Source organism: Streptomyces sp. NPDC002680 (genome assembly GCF_042889145.1).
In the GTDB taxonomy this organism is placed as follows: Bacteria; Actinomycetota; Actinomycetes; order Streptomycetales; family Streptomycetaceae; genus Streptomyces; species Streptomyces adonidis.
Genome location: NZ_JBIAQP010000001.1, coordinates 1,106,381 through 1,120,324, shown reverse-complemented (window position 1 = coordinate 1,120,324; position 13,944 = coordinate 1,106,381). Strand labels below are relative to the sequence as shown.

General features: G+C 71.2%; 14 protein-coding genes. 7 read left to right on the top strand and 7 right to left on the bottom strand.

Translation table 11 applies throughout. From position 1 onward, the window contains the following. Positions 1 to 30: 30 nt before the first annotated feature. On the bottom strand, positions 31 to 336 hold the full coding sequence (locus ACFYXF_RS05080) for an antibiotic biosynthesis monooxygenase family protein (protein ID WP_389348151.1): 306 nt from the start codon (positions 334 to 336) through the stop codon (positions 31 to 33). Between the two features lie 253 nt (positions 337 to 589). Here ACFYXF_RS05080 and ACFYXF_RS05075 point away from each other — a divergent pair, with 253 nt between their 5' ends. The 4 genes from ACFYXF_RS05075 to ACFYXF_RS05060 are packed head-to-tail and all read left to right on the top strand — an operon-like array spanning position 590 to position 4,588. Next, complete coding sequence (locus ACFYXF_RS05075) at positions 590 to 1,555, top strand: fumarylacetoacetate hydrolase family protein (RefSeq protein WP_389348150.1); 966 nt, start codon at positions 590 to 592, stop codon at positions 1,553 to 1,555. Continuing rightward, positions 1,552 to 2,487: a VOC family protein gene (locus ACFYXF_RS05070; RefSeq protein ID WP_389348149.1), complete on the top strand. Its 936-nt coding sequence runs from the start codon at positions 1,552 to 1,554 to the stop codon at positions 2,485 to 2,487. Before ACFYXF_RS05075 ends, ACFYXF_RS05070 begins: the two co-directional genes overlap by 4 nt. 29 nt (positions 2,488 to 2,516) lie before the next feature. After that, a complete protein-coding gene (gene hisD / locus ACFYXF_RS05065) occupies positions 2,517 to 3,821 on the top strand; it encodes a histidinol dehydrogenase (RefSeq protein ID WP_389348148.1) in 1,305 nt (434 codons plus the stop codon). After that, positions 3,818 to 4,588 (top strand): SDR family NAD(P)-dependent oxidoreductase, encoded by a 771-nt coding sequence (locus tag ACFYXF_RS05060; RefSeq protein WP_389348147.1) that lies wholly within the window; start codon positions 3,818 to 3,820, stop codon positions 4,586 to 4,588. The genes hisD and ACFYXF_RS05060 overlap by 4 nt, the downstream gene beginning before the upstream one ends. 16 nt (positions 4,589 to 4,604) lie before the next feature. On the opposite strand, the gene ACFYXF_RS05055 is transcribed toward ACFYXF_RS05060, so the two are convergent. Further along, positions 4,605 to 4,835 carry a hypothetical protein gene (locus ACFYXF_RS05055; protein ID WP_389348146.1) on the bottom strand — a complete coding sequence of 77 codons (231 nt, stop codon included), beginning with the start codon at positions 4,833 to 4,835 and terminating at the stop codon, positions 4,605 to 4,607. Positions 4,836 to 5,027: 192 nt separating this feature from the next. After that, the gene (locus tag ACFYXF_RS05050) at positions 5,028 to 5,264 is read right to left on the bottom strand and encodes a hypothetical protein (RefSeq protein ID WP_389348145.1); all 237 of its coding nucleotides are present in this window, start codon (positions 5,262 to 5,264) and stop codon (positions 5,028 to 5,030) included. Positions 5,265 to 5,630: 366 nt separating this feature from the next. On the opposite strand from ACFYXF_RS05050, the gene ACFYXF_RS05045 reads away from it, so the two are divergent. Further along, complete coding sequence (locus ACFYXF_RS05045; protein ID WP_389348144.1) at positions 5,631 to 7,535, top strand: hypothetical protein; 1,905 nt, start codon at positions 5,631 to 5,633, stop codon at positions 7,533 to 7,535. An 86-nt stretch (positions 7,536 to 7,621) separates the two neighbouring features. After that, positions 7,622 to 8,377: a class I SAM-dependent methyltransferase gene (locus tag ACFYXF_RS05040; RefSeq protein WP_389348143.1), complete on the top strand. Its 756-nt coding sequence runs from the start codon at positions 7,622 to 7,624 to the stop codon at positions 8,375 to 8,377. Between the two features lie 9 nt (positions 8,378 to 8,386). Here ACFYXF_RS05040 and ACFYXF_RS05035 read toward each other — a convergent pair whose 3' ends face one another. The 3 genes from ACFYXF_RS05035 to ACFYXF_RS05025 form a co-directional block, all read right to left on the bottom strand. Continuing rightward, positions 8,387 to 9,208, bottom strand: a complete 822-nt coding sequence (locus tag ACFYXF_RS05035) for an alpha/beta fold hydrolase (RefSeq protein ID WP_389348142.1) — start codon at positions 9,206 to 9,208, stop codon at positions 8,387 to 8,389. 179 nt (positions 9,209 to 9,387) lie between these two features. Continuing rightward, positions 9,388 to 10,554: a serine hydrolase domain-containing protein gene (locus tag ACFYXF_RS05030; protein WP_389348141.1), complete on the bottom strand. Its 1,167-nt coding sequence runs from the start codon at positions 10,552 to 10,554 to the stop codon at positions 9,388 to 9,390. Positions 10,555 to 10,731: 177 nt separating this feature from the next. Next, positions 10,732 to 11,700: an acetylxylan esterase gene (locus ACFYXF_RS05025; RefSeq protein WP_389348139.1), complete on the bottom strand. Its 969-nt coding sequence runs from the start codon at positions 11,698 to 11,700 to the stop codon at positions 10,732 to 10,734. 168 nt (positions 11,701 to 11,868) lie between these two features. Between ACFYXF_RS05025 and ACFYXF_RS05020 the strand changes: the two genes are divergently transcribed. Further along, the gene (locus tag ACFYXF_RS05020; protein WP_389348137.1) at positions 11,869 to 13,227 is read left to right on the top strand and encodes an 8-oxoguanine deaminase; all 1,359 of its coding nucleotides are present in this window, start codon (positions 11,869 to 11,871) and stop codon (positions 13,225 to 13,227) included. Positions 13,228 to 13,233: 6 nt separating this feature from the next. Here the strand turns inward: ACFYXF_RS05020 and ACFYXF_RS05015 are convergent, their stop codons facing one another. After that, positions 13,234 to 13,824, bottom strand: a complete 591-nt coding sequence (locus ACFYXF_RS05015) for a hypothetical protein (protein WP_389348136.1) — start codon at positions 13,822 to 13,824, stop codon at positions 13,234 to 13,236. Between the last annotated feature and the right edge of the window lie 120 nt (positions 13,825 to 13,944).

Below are 13,944 nucleotides of genomic sequence, written 5' to 3'. Positions count from 1 at the left end.
TAGAGGGGGGGAGGCAGGGGTGCCGGCAGGTCAGCCGGTGAAGCGGGCGGCGCGCTCGCTGTAGTGCTCGACCACCGGCGGCGCGGCGAAGAACGGGCCGACCAGCGCGCGCCAGCGGGCGAAGCGTTCGGACTCGCGGAAACCGACCGTGTGGTGGGCGACGGACTCCCAGCCGACGAGCAGCAGATAGGTGTCCGGCCGCTCCTCGCAGCGCAGCAGCTCGGTCCAGCGGAACCCGTCCGCCTCGGCGAGAACGAGGCGGGCCTTCTCGTAGGCCTCCTCGAACGCCTGCTCACGCCCGGCCTGGACGGCCAGCTCGGCATGCTCGACGATCACGGTTCGCTCCTCTGTCCAGAGCTTGGCTCGGTGGGTGGTCCGAGCCTGCGTGGACGGTGGATGCAGGGTCAACGGATCGAGGCATCGGCAAGGGGCACGTCATCCATTGCGTACGGCGATGGGCCCCTGATCACGGGCCGTACGGGCCCCGCCGGGGCCACCGATGGCAGGCATCGCCAATCACCATTTCCGCCGTCCCGCGGCACTGCCTAGCGTCGAGGGCGAGCCCCCAGTCGTACGAGGAGAGCCGCCCGTGCCTGATCCCCTGCCCACTCATTCCGGACCGTTCGCGCTCGGTACGTTCAGGAGCCATTCCGGAGCCTTCCCCGGCCTGGTCACCGGCGTCCGTGTCCGTGACCTGTCCGGCCAGGTGCCTTCCGTGCGGGCGATCGTCGAGGAGTGGGACACCTGGCTGCCCCGCCTCCACGACCTCGCCACGACCGCCGACGGTCCGTGGCACGACCTGGCGGCGCTCCGCGTGCTGGCTCCGGTCGAGCCCGGCCAGATCCTCCAGAGCGGCGCCAACTACCGCAAGCACGTGGTCGATCTGGTCGCCGCCGAGAAGGAGAGCGTGCACGGTGCGACCCCCGAGGAGGCCCGCGCCGACGCCGAGAAGATGATGGACGTACGGGCACGGAACGGCGTCCCGTACGTCTTCCTCGGCTCGCCGCGCGCGATGTGCGGCCCGTACGACGACATCGTGCTCCCCGCGCTCGGCGACCAGCACGACTGGGAACTCGAACTCGCCCTCGTCATCGGCAAGTCGGGCAGGAACATCCGTGCCGAGGACGCGATGGAGTACGTCGCCGCCTACACGATCTGCAACGACCTCACCACCCGCGACCGCCTCTACCGGCCCGACCTCAAGGCGATCGGCACGGACTGGTTCACCGCCAAGAACGCCGACACGTTCCTGCCGACCGGCCCCTTCCTGGTGCCCGCCGCCTTCGTCGGTGACCCGAGCGACCTGCGAATCACCTTGCGCCACAACGGAGTTGTCCGCCAGGACGAGTCCACCAAGGACATGATCTTCGACATCCCGCAGCTCATCGCGTACGTCTCCACGACCACCACCCTGCGCCCCGGCGACCTGCTCCTCACCGGCTCCCCGGCCGGCAACGGCGCGCACTGGGGCGTCTTCCTCAAGCCCGGGGACGTCGTGGAGTCGGAGATCACCGGCCTGGGCCACCAGCGCAACACCGTCAGGAGCGGACAGTGACCTTCCAGCCCATCACCCACTTGCGCCATGTCGACCTGGCCGTACCGGACTTCGCCCGCCAACGTGCCTTCTTCGGTACGACCTGGGGCCTGACCGAGGTCGCGAACGACAGCGGCATCGCCTTCTTCGCCGCCGAGGGCAGCCCCGAGCAGTACATCGTGCGGATCCGCCAGGGCGAGCGGAAGCGGATGGACCTGATCGCCTTCGGGGCGGCCTCGCCCTCCGCCGTCGACGAGCTGGCCGTGCGGCTCGGCAGCGCCGGTGTCCAACTGGTCCATGAACCAAGGGCGTTGGACACTCCGGGCGGCGGCTACGGCTTCCGGTTCTTCGACCCTGACGGGCGGGTCGTCGAGGTCTCGGCCGACGTCGCCACCCGCGCACACCGGAAGATCGAGGAACGCGAGGCCGTCCCCGTACGGCTCTCGCACTGCGTGGTGAACTCCCAGGACCCGGAAGGGCTGCGGGACTTCTATGTCCGGCACCTCGGGTTCCGGCTCACTGACACCCTCTACTCGACCCACATGGGCGATCTCATGTACTTCCTGCGGTGCAGCCCCCTCCACCACTCCTTCGCCATCGCGCGCGGACCCCATGTCTCCCTGCACCACGCCTCGTTCGAGATGCGGGGCGTGGAGGAGTACATGCGCGGCACGGGGCGTGCTCTGCGTGCCGGAACCCGGCTCACCTGGGGGCCGGGCCGCCATCTGGCCGGCGACAACACCTTCTCCTACTTCCACGATCCGCACGGCAACACCGTCGAGTACACGACCGAACTCGCCGTCCTCGAAGAGGACTTGTGGCATCCCGGCCGCCATGACGTCGACGACCCGATCACCCAGGACCAGTGGGGGACGGCCGATCCGATGAGCGAGTCGGTCGCCAAGGAGCAGTTCAACGACCCCGACGTGCTGTTCACTGCGCCGCCCGTCTGATCCGAACCACCCATGGAAAGGCCGCAGTTGTGGCAGAGATCCTGAAGCACGCCGTACCGAGGTCCGAGGTCGCCGCCTCCCTCGCCCAGGTGCGGGAGACCGTGACCGGCGTCATCGCGGACATCCGTGAACGCGGTGACGCGGCCGTGCGCGAGTACTCCGAGAAGTTCGACAACTGGAGCCCGGACTCCTTCCGGCTCTCCGCCGAGGAGGTCGAGAAGATTGTCGCGTCGGTGCCCGAGCAGGTCATCGTCGACATCCGCTTCGTCCAGGACCAGGTGCGCGCCTTCGCCCGCCACCAGCTCGACTCCCTGCGCGAGTTCGAGGTGGAGACGCTGCCGGGTGTCCGGCTGGGGCAGAAGCACATCCCCGTGCAGGCCGCCGGTGCCTACATCCCGGGCGGACGCTATCCGCTCACCGCCTCCGCCCACATGACCATCGTGACGGCGAAGGTCGCGGGCGTACCGCGTGTCGTCGCCTGCACACCGCCGATCCGCGGGGAGATCCCGGCCGCCACCGTCGCCGCGATGCACCTGGCGGGCGCGGACGAGATCTGGCTCCTCGGCGCAGTACAGGCGGTCGCCGCGATGGCGGTCGGGACGGACTCGATGCGGCCCGTGAACCTGATCGCCGGGCCCGGCAACGCCTATGTGGCCGAGGCCAAGCGGCAGTTGTTCGGCGAGATCGGCATCGACCTGTTCGCCGGGCCCACCGAGATCCTGGTCCTGGCCGACGAGGGCGCCGACCCGTTCGTCTGCGCGGTCGACCTGCTCTCCCAGGCCGAACACGGCCCCGACTCCCCGGCCGTCCTCGTCACCACCTCCCGCGAGGTCGCCGAACGGACGATCACCGAGGTGGAGCGCCTCCTGCCCGGCATGCCGACCCGCGACTTCGCCGGACCGGCCTGGCGCGACCACGGCCAGGTGCACGTCGTCGACACCCTGGACGAGATGTACGCGCTGGCCGACGACTTCGCCTTCGAACACGTCGAGGTCCTCACCGCCGAACCACGCCTCGCGCTGGAGAAGATGACCCAGTACGGCGCCCTGTTCCTCGGCGAGGGCACCTGCGTGTCCTTCGGCGACAAGGTCATCGGCACCAACCACGTCCTGCCCACGCGCGGTGCCGCCCGCTACACCGGCGGGCTGTGGGTGGGGAAGTACCTCAAGACGGTGACCTACCAGGAGGTCACCGACAGCGCCTCGCAGGCACTGCTGGGCCGCCTCTGCGGGCGCGCCTCCCGCGTCGAGCTGTTCGAGGGCCACGCCCGCTCCGGCGACGTACGCGCGGCGAAGGCCGAGGGCGACGCGCTGCCGTGGAACGGCGTCGCATGAGCCTGCACGGGCGTACGGCGCTGATCACGGGCGGGGGAGGACCGCTGGGGCGGGCGTTCGCGTCGTCACTGTCGGACGCGGGCGCCCGGGTGATCCTGGTCGGCCGTGACGAGATCGCCCTCGCGGACGCGGCGGACCGGATCACCAAGCAGGGCGGCGAGGCACGTACGGCGGTGTGCGACGTCTCCGCCCCCGAGTCGGTGCGCGCGCTGGCATCCCAACTGGCCGACGAGGACGTGTCGTTGCTGGTCAACAACGCGGGCGTCGCAGGACCCGTGAAGCCGCTCGTCGACATCGAGCCGAACGAGTGGGACGACGTGTTCGCCGCCAACGTCCGGGGCGTCTACCTGATGTGCCGGGCCTTCCTGCCACCGATGCTGACGGCGGGCCGAGGCGACATCGTCAACATCGCCTCGGTGAGCGGCAAACGCCCCCTGCTCCACCGCACCCCGTACACGGCGTCGAAGATGGCGCTTCTCGGCCTCACCCGCACCCTCGCGGGCGAGGCCGGCCCGCAGGGCGTCGCGGTCAACTCCCTTTCCCCGGGCCCGGTTCGAGGCCCGCGCATGGACCGCAACTTCCGCCTGACGGCCGAACTCACCGGCTGCACCCCGGAGGAGGCGGAACGGGACTTCGCCTCCCGGGCGGCGCTGGGTCGCCTGGTGGAGGCGGACGAGGTGGCCCGCGCCCTGTTGGCGATGCTCGCGATGCCGGGCCTGTGCGGGGCGGACATCGATCTGTCGGCGGGAATGATCGCTCCGGCGTAGCCTCGCAGGGTCCCCCTCACCGGGGCCGCCGCGACGCTTCCAAGCAGCCCGGCCGGTAGGGGAGTTCGGGCAGATGCTCGTGCCAAGTGGCCCGGGAGAGCGGGTGGGGACAGCGGGCGCAGACGGCCTTCGCCGGATCGGCCAGGGCGGACACGTCCCACAGGTGGAGCCGGGCGCCACCTGCCGCGAGGGAGAAGCCGTCGCGGCTGAAGGCCAGGGAGGTGACATCGCCGGAGTGGTCCGTCATCTGTTCCCCGATCGCCTGTCGCCCGACGACGTCCCACAGCTGGATCTCCCCGAAACCAACCCGCCTGTGGGGAATCAGGGCCGGGCAGCGGCGGACCATCCGCGTCGCCGGGCCGCTGCCATTGCAGGGTCACCGTCAGATGGGTCTCCCCGGTCGACTCGGCGATGACCAGGCCGGCCTTCGCCGACAGCTTCAGCCCGAACTCCACCTGCACCGAGTCCGGCGGCCGGGTCCCGGACCGCACCGGGTGAGCACCTCGTTGGAGAAGGACCGCACACGGTCCAGCCCGGCCGAGAGGCTCTCGGGCAGCCGCATCACCGCGTCCGCCCTTCGGCTCACCGGCCCGAAGGTGTCCTCGTCGTCCTGTGAGGTCACCTCGACGGACATCAACTGGTCGTCTCTGAGCGGGACTTGAAGAAACCGTGCCACGCAGCCGTCCTTCCCCGTAACGGCAGGGCAACCCCCGACTCGGCCCTTCCGCCGACGCATCCCAGGACGCGAACGAGGCCTCGCGTGGCGAAAACGGACGAGCGGAGCAGGCCGTGCGAATCCGGCATGCGAGGCCGTTCGACACCCCTTGTGGCCACTCTGTGTGAGCCCCATGAACCGGGCGCCGCGATCCGAGCCATCGGGGTCCTGTATGTGTGCGCGGGGCGCCTATTCCCTTGTGTACGTGGGTGATTCACTCCCTCGTGCGCACCACTGGTGCCGCTGCCCGCCCCGTCGCCCCCGTGCGTTCCACGGCTGTCCGGTCACGGTCCGCGACGGCGTACTCGATCCCTGGGAAGGCATGCCATGACGCTGATCACCCGACGTTCGATTCTCATCGCCGGTACCGCGACCGCCGGTGCCGTACTGGCCCCGGTGGCCTCCGCGACCGCCGCGCCGGCGACCGCCCGGGGCGCGCGGATCACGGTCGCCGCCGGGGAGACGTACGAGCTGTCCGCGACCACCCGCGTGGACCGACTGTCCATCGCCCAGGGCGGAAAGATCGCCGCCCCCGACGGCCACAGCGTCACCCTGACCGTCGACGGCGTGGAGACGGGCCAGTTGCTGACCGAGACCGGCGGTACGGAGACGCTGATCCAGGCCGGCACCTACCGGGGCGATGTCGTCCTCACGGTGGCCGAGGCGAACCCGGTGACCTACGAGACGCTCACCTTCCCCTTCCGGCAGGCCCTGTACGTCGACGCCGACGGCGTAGCGCGCGCCAAGTCCGTGCTGACCAGCGTCATCGGGGGCCGGCTCACCGACACCGTCGCGAAGAACGTGTCGATCACCTCGACCGGCGAGTGCTTCGACGGCGTGTATGTGAAGGACGCCGACTACACGCTGGAGCGGCCCGTCATCTCCTTCACCGGGAACGGGCGTTCCGACTTCGCCGGGTACGGTGCCGCCGTGGTCGGTACCGGATCGGCGACCACGCTCGTGGTCGACGGCGCCCGGATCGCGACCAAGGGCGTCGTACGCACCGGTGTCATCGCCGACGCCGGTGCGAACGTCGTCGTCAAGAACTCCCGGATCCACACCCGCAACGGCGTCCTGCCCGCCGACTACCAGGCCACCGTCGAGACGCCGTACATGCAGTCGGTGCCCTGGATGCTCGGCCTCGACGGGAACGTCCGCGCCACCAACCTCATCGGGGCGGGCAGTCGGGCGACCTATGTCAACTCCACCGTGTTCTCGGAGACTTGGGGCGCGCTGTCCGTCGAGGGCGGCCGGGCGCTCAAGCTGACGGTCGTCAACAGCCAGGTCGGCAACACCGGTTCGTACGGCTACGGCACCTATGCCATCGGCGACGCGACCGTCCGCGTCCTCGGCTCACGGTTCGACGTCGGCAGCTACGCGACGATCATCGCGGGCCCGGCGGCGGTCGTGCACTACGGCGACAGCACGCCCACAGCCGTCGCCGCGCTCAACACCGAACTCGAACTCGGCCTGAGCAACGCCGAGTTGAAGGCTCTGCCCGCCCGGAACACGGTCGTGAACTCGGGGCACTTCGGCTACATGTTCTTCGGCGCCGGAACGCTGACGCTCGACGGCGGAACCGTCGTCAACTCCGAGAAGGCCACCTTCCTCAACAAGGGGCAGCAGACCATCATCACCGTCGACGGCTCGGAGGGCGCCCGTCTCAACCCGCGCAACGGGATCGTCCTGCAGATGATGGAGCTGGACGACCCGGGCCCGGTCCCCGTCAACGGCAAGATGATGAACGTCGGCGTCTACACCGAGCCCACCGGCGACCCGGCCAAGGACACCACCTTCGACGTCACCGCCGTCCACACCGCCGACGGGGCCGCCACCTTCACCTCCATCGCGCTGAAGGGCGACTTCTACAACGGCATGCGCAAGGGCAAGAACCTGGTCCTCACCTTCGACGACAGCACCGTGAAGGGCGTCATCTCGGCCTCCAGGACCCAGCACCGGGTCTCCACCATCGACGCCTCCACCTTCTACGAGCTGGGCGAGGTCACCAACACGAAGCAGGCGGCCGTCAACAACGGGGTGATCGTCCAACTGGGCGCCGGCTCCACCTGGACGGTCACCGGCACCTCCTACCTGACGAAGCTCACCCTCGCGGCCGACGCGGTGGTCGAGGCACCCCATGACAAGAAGCTGACCATGACCGTCGACGGGACCGTCACAGCCGTCGCGGCCGGGCAGACGTACACCGGAGCGATCACGCTGACCGTGGGGTGAGCCGTCCCCAGCAGGGAGGCCCGGGGTCTGCTCAGGCGGACCCGGCGGCCCGCGCCATCCGCTCGCTCGCCCCCTAAGCTGAGCCGATGTTCAGCCCCGAAGGACCCACCTTCCGCGAACTCGCCGTGCAGGCACTGTCGTCCGTCGAGCGCGGCTACGACCTCCTCGCACCGAAGTTCGACCACACCCCGTTCCGTACGCCGGACACGATCCTCGACGCGGTGGCGTCGGCGCTCGACCGCCTCGGGCCCTTCGACGACGGCCTCGACCTGTGCTGCGGCACCGGCGCCGGATTGGACGTGCTGGAGCGGGTGTGCCGGGGGAGCGTCACCGGGATCGACATCAGCGCGGGCATGCTGGAGGTGGCCCGGCAGCGGACGGGCGAGCGGACCGGCGGGCCCCGCGTCTCCCTGGTGCGCGGCGACGCCCGCGCCCTGCCCTTCACCACGACAGCTGCCCCTGCCCCCGCCTTCGATCTGGTCGTCAGCTTCGGGGCGTTCGGGCACTTCCTGCCGGGCGAACTGCCGGGTCTGTTCGCCCAGGTCCACTCCGTACTGCGGCCGGGCGGGCGCTTCGCCTTCCCCCTCGTGGCGCCGGCCCGCCCGGGAACGCGCGCCTACTGGGCGCTGCTCGGCTTCGACGCGGTGATGAGGGTGCGCAACGCCGTGTGGAAGCCGCCGTTCGTCATGTACTACCGGGCCTTCCGACTGGCCGACGTACGCAGGGAGTTGACGTACGCGGGCTTCGACGTCGAGACCTGTGCCCTGCCCGAGTTCGGGCGACGGCCGGACGGCAGTCCGCGCTGCCGGATGGTGGTGGCGACGCGGACACCGGCCGGGTAGCCCGTCGGCTCAGCTCTGGATGAACTCCAGCAGATCGGCGTTGAACGCCTTCTCGAAGTCGCCGACCAGGCCGTGCGGGGCGCCCGGGTAGACCTTCAGCGTCGAGTCCTTGACCAGCTGTGCCGTCTTCTCCGCCGACGCGGCGATCGGCACGATCTGGTCGTCGGCGCCGTGCGCGATCAGCGTCGGTACGTCGATGCGGCCGAGGTCCTCGGTGAAGTCGGACTCCGAGAACTGCTTGACGCAGTCGTAGGCCGCCTTGAGCCCGACCTGCATGCTCCACAGCCAGAACGAGCGGCGCAGACCTTCCGACGGGGTGGCGTCCGGCCGGTTGAAGCCGAAGAAGGCCTCGCTCAGGTCCCAGTAGAACTGCGAACGGTCCGCCTCGACGCCCGCCCGGATACCGTCGAAGGCCTCGATGGGCGTGCCCTCCGGATTGGCGTCGGTCTTCAGCATCAGCGGCGGCACCGCGCCCAGCAGCACGACCTTGGCGACCCGCGCCGTCCCGTGCCGGCCGATGTAGCGGGTCACCTCGCCGCCGCCGGTCGAGTGACCGACCAGGATCACGTCGTTCAGGTCGAGCGACTCGATCAGCTCGGCCAGGTCGTCCGCGTACTGGTCCATGTGGTTGCCCTGCCACGGCTGCCCGGAACGGCCGTGCCCGCGCCGGTCGTGCGCGACCGCGCGGAAGCCGTGGTCGGCGACCAGCCGCGCCTGCCCGTCCCACGTGTCCGCGTTCAGCGGCCAGCCGTGGCTGAACACCACCGGCTGCCCCGTGCCCCAGTCCTTGAAGAAGATCTCGGTGCCGTCGGAGGTGGTGAACGTGCTCATGGGGGTGTGCCTTTCGAGAGGTGGGACGTCACGACACCCGACGGACGCGCGATCCACCACGCGTCATCGGATGCCATGCCCCGACGCTATGCGCCCGTGACCTCCGGGGAATCTGTCATCCGACTGCGTCTTCCGCCCCCTCGGTACGGCTCACCACCCACCCGCGACCCTTACCCAGGTCAGAGCGCGCTGTACAGGGCGTCGATCAGCGCCATCTTCCGCGGGTCGTCGGCGATGTGCGGCCCCATGCGGTTCATGACGTACCCCAGCGACACGCCCGCCTCCGGATCGGCCAGCCCGCAGGAACCACCGAAGCCGTCATGGCCGTACGCCCTCGGATTCGGCCCGTACGAGCCGCCCGGCCCGCTCAGCCACAGCCCCAGCCCGATCTCCGTCTCGTGGCCGAGACCCGCGCCGAGCACCAGGTCGCGACAGCTGCCCTGCCCCTCGCGCACCCGCTCGGCCGCCTCGGGGGAGAGGACGCGCTGCCCGCCGTACGAGCCCTGCCCGGCGAAGACGCCGTACAGCGCGGCGATCGCGCGAGCCGTGCCATGGCCGTTGGCGGCCGGTATCTCGGCGGCCCGCCACTCGGGGCTGTTCGCCTCGGCGGCGCCCAGGATGGGATTGGCCAGGGCGGCGATCGCGGCGGGCGTCAACTGGGCGAAGATCGCGGCCTGTTCACTGGACGAGGCGGCCGGCGGCTGTACCAGCTCGGCGGCCCGCCCCGCCTCCTTCTCCGGCAGCCCGATCGTGAAGTCGATGCCCAGTGGCCCGGTCACCTCCCGCTCCAGGAAGGCACCCGGCAGCAGCCCCGACACCCGGCGGACCACCTCACCGACCAGGAAGCCGTAGGTGAACGCGTGATAGCCGGACTGCGTCCCCGGCTCCCACCAGGGTTCCATCGCGGCGAGCCGCTGGGTCGTCAGCTCCCAGTCGTAGAACTCGGCGAGCGCGTGCGGCTCCCGCAGACCCGACAGGCCCGCGCGGTGCGACAGCAGATGCCGTACGAGCACGCCCTCCTTGCCGCCCGCCGCGAACTCCGGCCAGTACGTGGCCACCGGGGCGTCCAGGTCGAGCAGTCCCCGGTCGGCGAGGATGTGCGCGCACAGAGCCGTCGGGCCCTTCGACGTCGACCACACGTTGACGAGCGTGTCGTGCTCCCACGCGCGCGTGCGCCCTGTGTCGGCCCAGCCGCCCCACAGGTCGACCACCGTCTCGCCGTCGACCGTGACGCTCACCGCCGCGCCCAGCTCCCCGCGCTCGCGGAAGTTCTCCTCGAACGCCGTCCGCACCGCCGAGAAGCGTGCGTCGCAGTCACCGTGAACGTGTGGCACGTGCTCGGACATGGGCCCTCCGTCGTCCGCCGGAACACCGGGCCACGACACTGTGACCCGGCACCGCCGAACATACCGACTGGTCGGATCGCGGGGAAGGGAGGAGAAGTCATCGGAATCGACCAGTTGCGCCGTTCCCGTTGCCGCCCTCCCTTGCCGCTGGCCCGACCGCAGCCACCCGCGGGCCCGTCAGGCGTACGAGCGCAGCCACCTCACCTTCGTCGCCTCCTGGAAGGGGCCGCCGCCCTCGTGGTCGTTGAAGTCGTAGACCTCGACCTTCTTGTCCTCGTGCGCCCAGGCGTTGAAGGCCGCGAAGACCGTCGACGGCGGGCAGGTCTGATCCTCCAGGGCCGCCGAGAAGAGCGCCGGGGCCCGGCCGCGCGCGGCGAAGTGCACACCGTCGAAGTAGGCGAGCGTGTTCTGCGCGTCGGCGCTGCGGCCCCGGTGGGTCTTGAGGTAGTTGCCGATCTCGCGGTACGGGTGGCGGTCCGTGAGGGTCGCCGCGCGCGGGAAGTCGCACAGGAACGGCACGTCCGGGGCGATCGCGACCAGGTCCGGGACCAGCCCGCCGACCGCGATCGTGATCCCACCGCCCTGACTGGTGCCGATGGCCACCGTGCGCGCCGGATCGACCAGGGGGTGCGAACGGGCGGCCTCCACCGCGCGCACCGCGTCCGTGAACACCCGCCGGTAGTAGTAGTTCTCGGGGGCGTCGATACCCCGGGTCATGAAGCCAGGGAACGCCGGCGCGTTGCCCACCGGGTCCGCCGTTCCACCGCCGCCGCCCCAGGCGCTGCCCTGACCGCGGGTGTCCATGACGAAGTGGGCGCGGCCGGTCGACGCCCACAGCAACTGCTCGTGCGGCAGGCCGCGCCCGCCGCCGTACCCGATGAACTCCACGACCACCGGCAGCGGCTCCGACGCACCGGCGGGCAGCCGCAGCCAGCCCTTCACCGGGTGGCCGCCGAAACCGGCGAACGTCACGTCGTACACGTCGACCGTGGTCAGGCCCGTGTCCACCGGCTCGAAGCGGGCGTCCAGGTCGTGTTCCCGGGCCTCCTGGAGGGTTTTGGACCAGAAGGCGTCGAAGTCCTCGGGCTCGACGGACGCGCTGCGGTACTCCTGGAGTTCGTCGAGGGGGAGGTCGAACTGTGCCATGCAGGACCGCCTTTGTGGGGTGACAGCAAGCGATTGCGGGTGATCACACCGTACGTGGGAGGCCTGGACGCCCGCCAGGCCTCATGCCCCGGACGGGCCCCCGACGCGGCCCGGACGCGGTCCCGGACGAGATCCCCTAGGGGCTCGCGCCGCTCTACGATGACGCCCATGTCGATTCCTGTGGAACTGCTGGTCAGGGACGCCGAACTCCTCGTCGTGGACGGCGCGCGCGAGATTCCCGGCGGGTGGGTCGCCGTCGACGGCGGACGTGTCACCGCCGTGGGCGCCGCCGGGACCGAGCCCGAGGCCCGGACGACCGTGTCGGCGGCCGGGCGCCTGGTCACCCCGGGCCTGATCAACACGCACCACCACATCTACCAGAACCTCACGCGGTCCTACGCGCCCGCCGTCAACGGCACCCTCTTCGACTGGCTGACCACGCTCTACCCGCTGTGGGCGGCGCTCGACGAGGAGGCGGCGTACGTGTCCGCGTACGTGGGCATGGCCGAACTCCTGATGGGCGGCTGCACCACCTCCTCCGACCACCTGTACGTCCACCCGCGCCCCGGACTCGTCGACGCCGAGATCCGCGCCGCCCGTGACATCGGCTTCCGCTTCCACGCCACACGCGGCTCCATGACCCGGTCCGTGGAGGACGGCGGCCTGCCACCCCGGAGCGTCACCCAGACCGAGGAGGAGGTCCTCGCCGACAGCGAGCGCCTCATCAAGACCCACCACGACCCGCGACCGGGCGCGCTGATCCGGGTCGCCCTCGCGCCCTGCTCACCCTTCTCGGTGACCAAGGAGCTGATGACGGCCACCGCCGAACTCGCCGAGCGCCACGACGTACGCCTGCACACGCACCTCGCGGAGGACCACGACGAGGACACCTACTGCCTGGAGACCTACGGCTGCCGGCCCGTCGAGTACTTCGAGGAGGCCGGGTGGATGAGCGACCGCACCTGGGTCGCCCACTGCATCTATCCCAACGACGCCGAACTGCGCCGCCTGGCCGCAGCGGGCGTCGGGGTCGCGCACTGCCCCAGCTCCAACATGCTCATCGGCGGCGGCACCGCGCGCGTGAAGGAGATGCGCGAACTGGGCCTGCCCGTAGGCATCGGCTGCGACGGCTCCGCCTCCACCGACCACGCCTCGCTCTGGATGGAGACCCGCGGCGCCCTGCTCCTCGGCCGCTACCGGGGCGGCCCCGGAGCGATGACCGCGCGGGACGCCCTCGACATCGCCACGCGGGGCTCCGCGCGCTGTCTGGGCCGCGCCGACGAGATCGGGCATCTGCGGCCCGGCGCCTGCGCCGACCTGGTCGTCTGGGACCTGCACGAGGTCGCGCTCGCCGGGGCGCTGAGCGACCCCGTGGAGGCGTGGCTGCGCTGCGGACCCGCGCGCGCGTGGACGACGGTCGTCGCCGGACGGGTCCTGGTCGACCGGGGTGAACCCGTCCTGCCGGGCCTGCGGGACGCACTCACCGACCACGGCAGGATCGCCCGCCGGATGCAGGAGCGCGTGTAGAGCCCCTCACGCCCGACGCCGGGTCCACTCCGGCTCCGTACGCGCCCACGCGCGTTCCCACTCCACGAGCCGACGCTGAACGGACGTACGGTGTACGGCGCTTCGGGCGAGGAGGGCGACGCCGACGGTCGCGCCCGCCGCGCAGATCCCGACCGCGACCGCGTGCTGCCGGACAGCGGCGGCGCCGGGCGGCGGTGCGACGGTCCGCCCCTGCGCGTCGAGCCACAGGTCGACGACATCACCGCGCCGCGTACCGGCCGGAACGTGCGCCGTCGCCGTACGCGCCCCCGCGCCCGGCTCCGTCCACAGCACCTGTACGCGGTACAGGTGCTGTCTGCCGGCGAGTGCCGCAGGCTCCCCGGGCCCGGCGACGGCCACCGCACGCACCCGATGCCGCTCCGCCCGCTGCGTGTCCGCCGTCGCCCGAGCCTCGTCGTGCGCCCACCGGGCCGCGAGGGCCCCGACCAGGGGCGCGCCGACGCCCAGCACCACGGCGACGACGAGCACCGTCCACGCCTCCACGACGTCCGACCGGCGGCGCAGCGGATTCTGCCGCCAGCGCCAGCCGTACACCCGCGTTCCCCTCCGGACCTCCACCCACCCATCGTCGCGCGCGACACCGACCGAACGGGAGCCGCGTACGAGGGGCCGTGCACACGACCGGCCCACGCCCCCGTGGATCCGGCGCACCACCGTGGCCGTGGCCTCGGGCGCGCC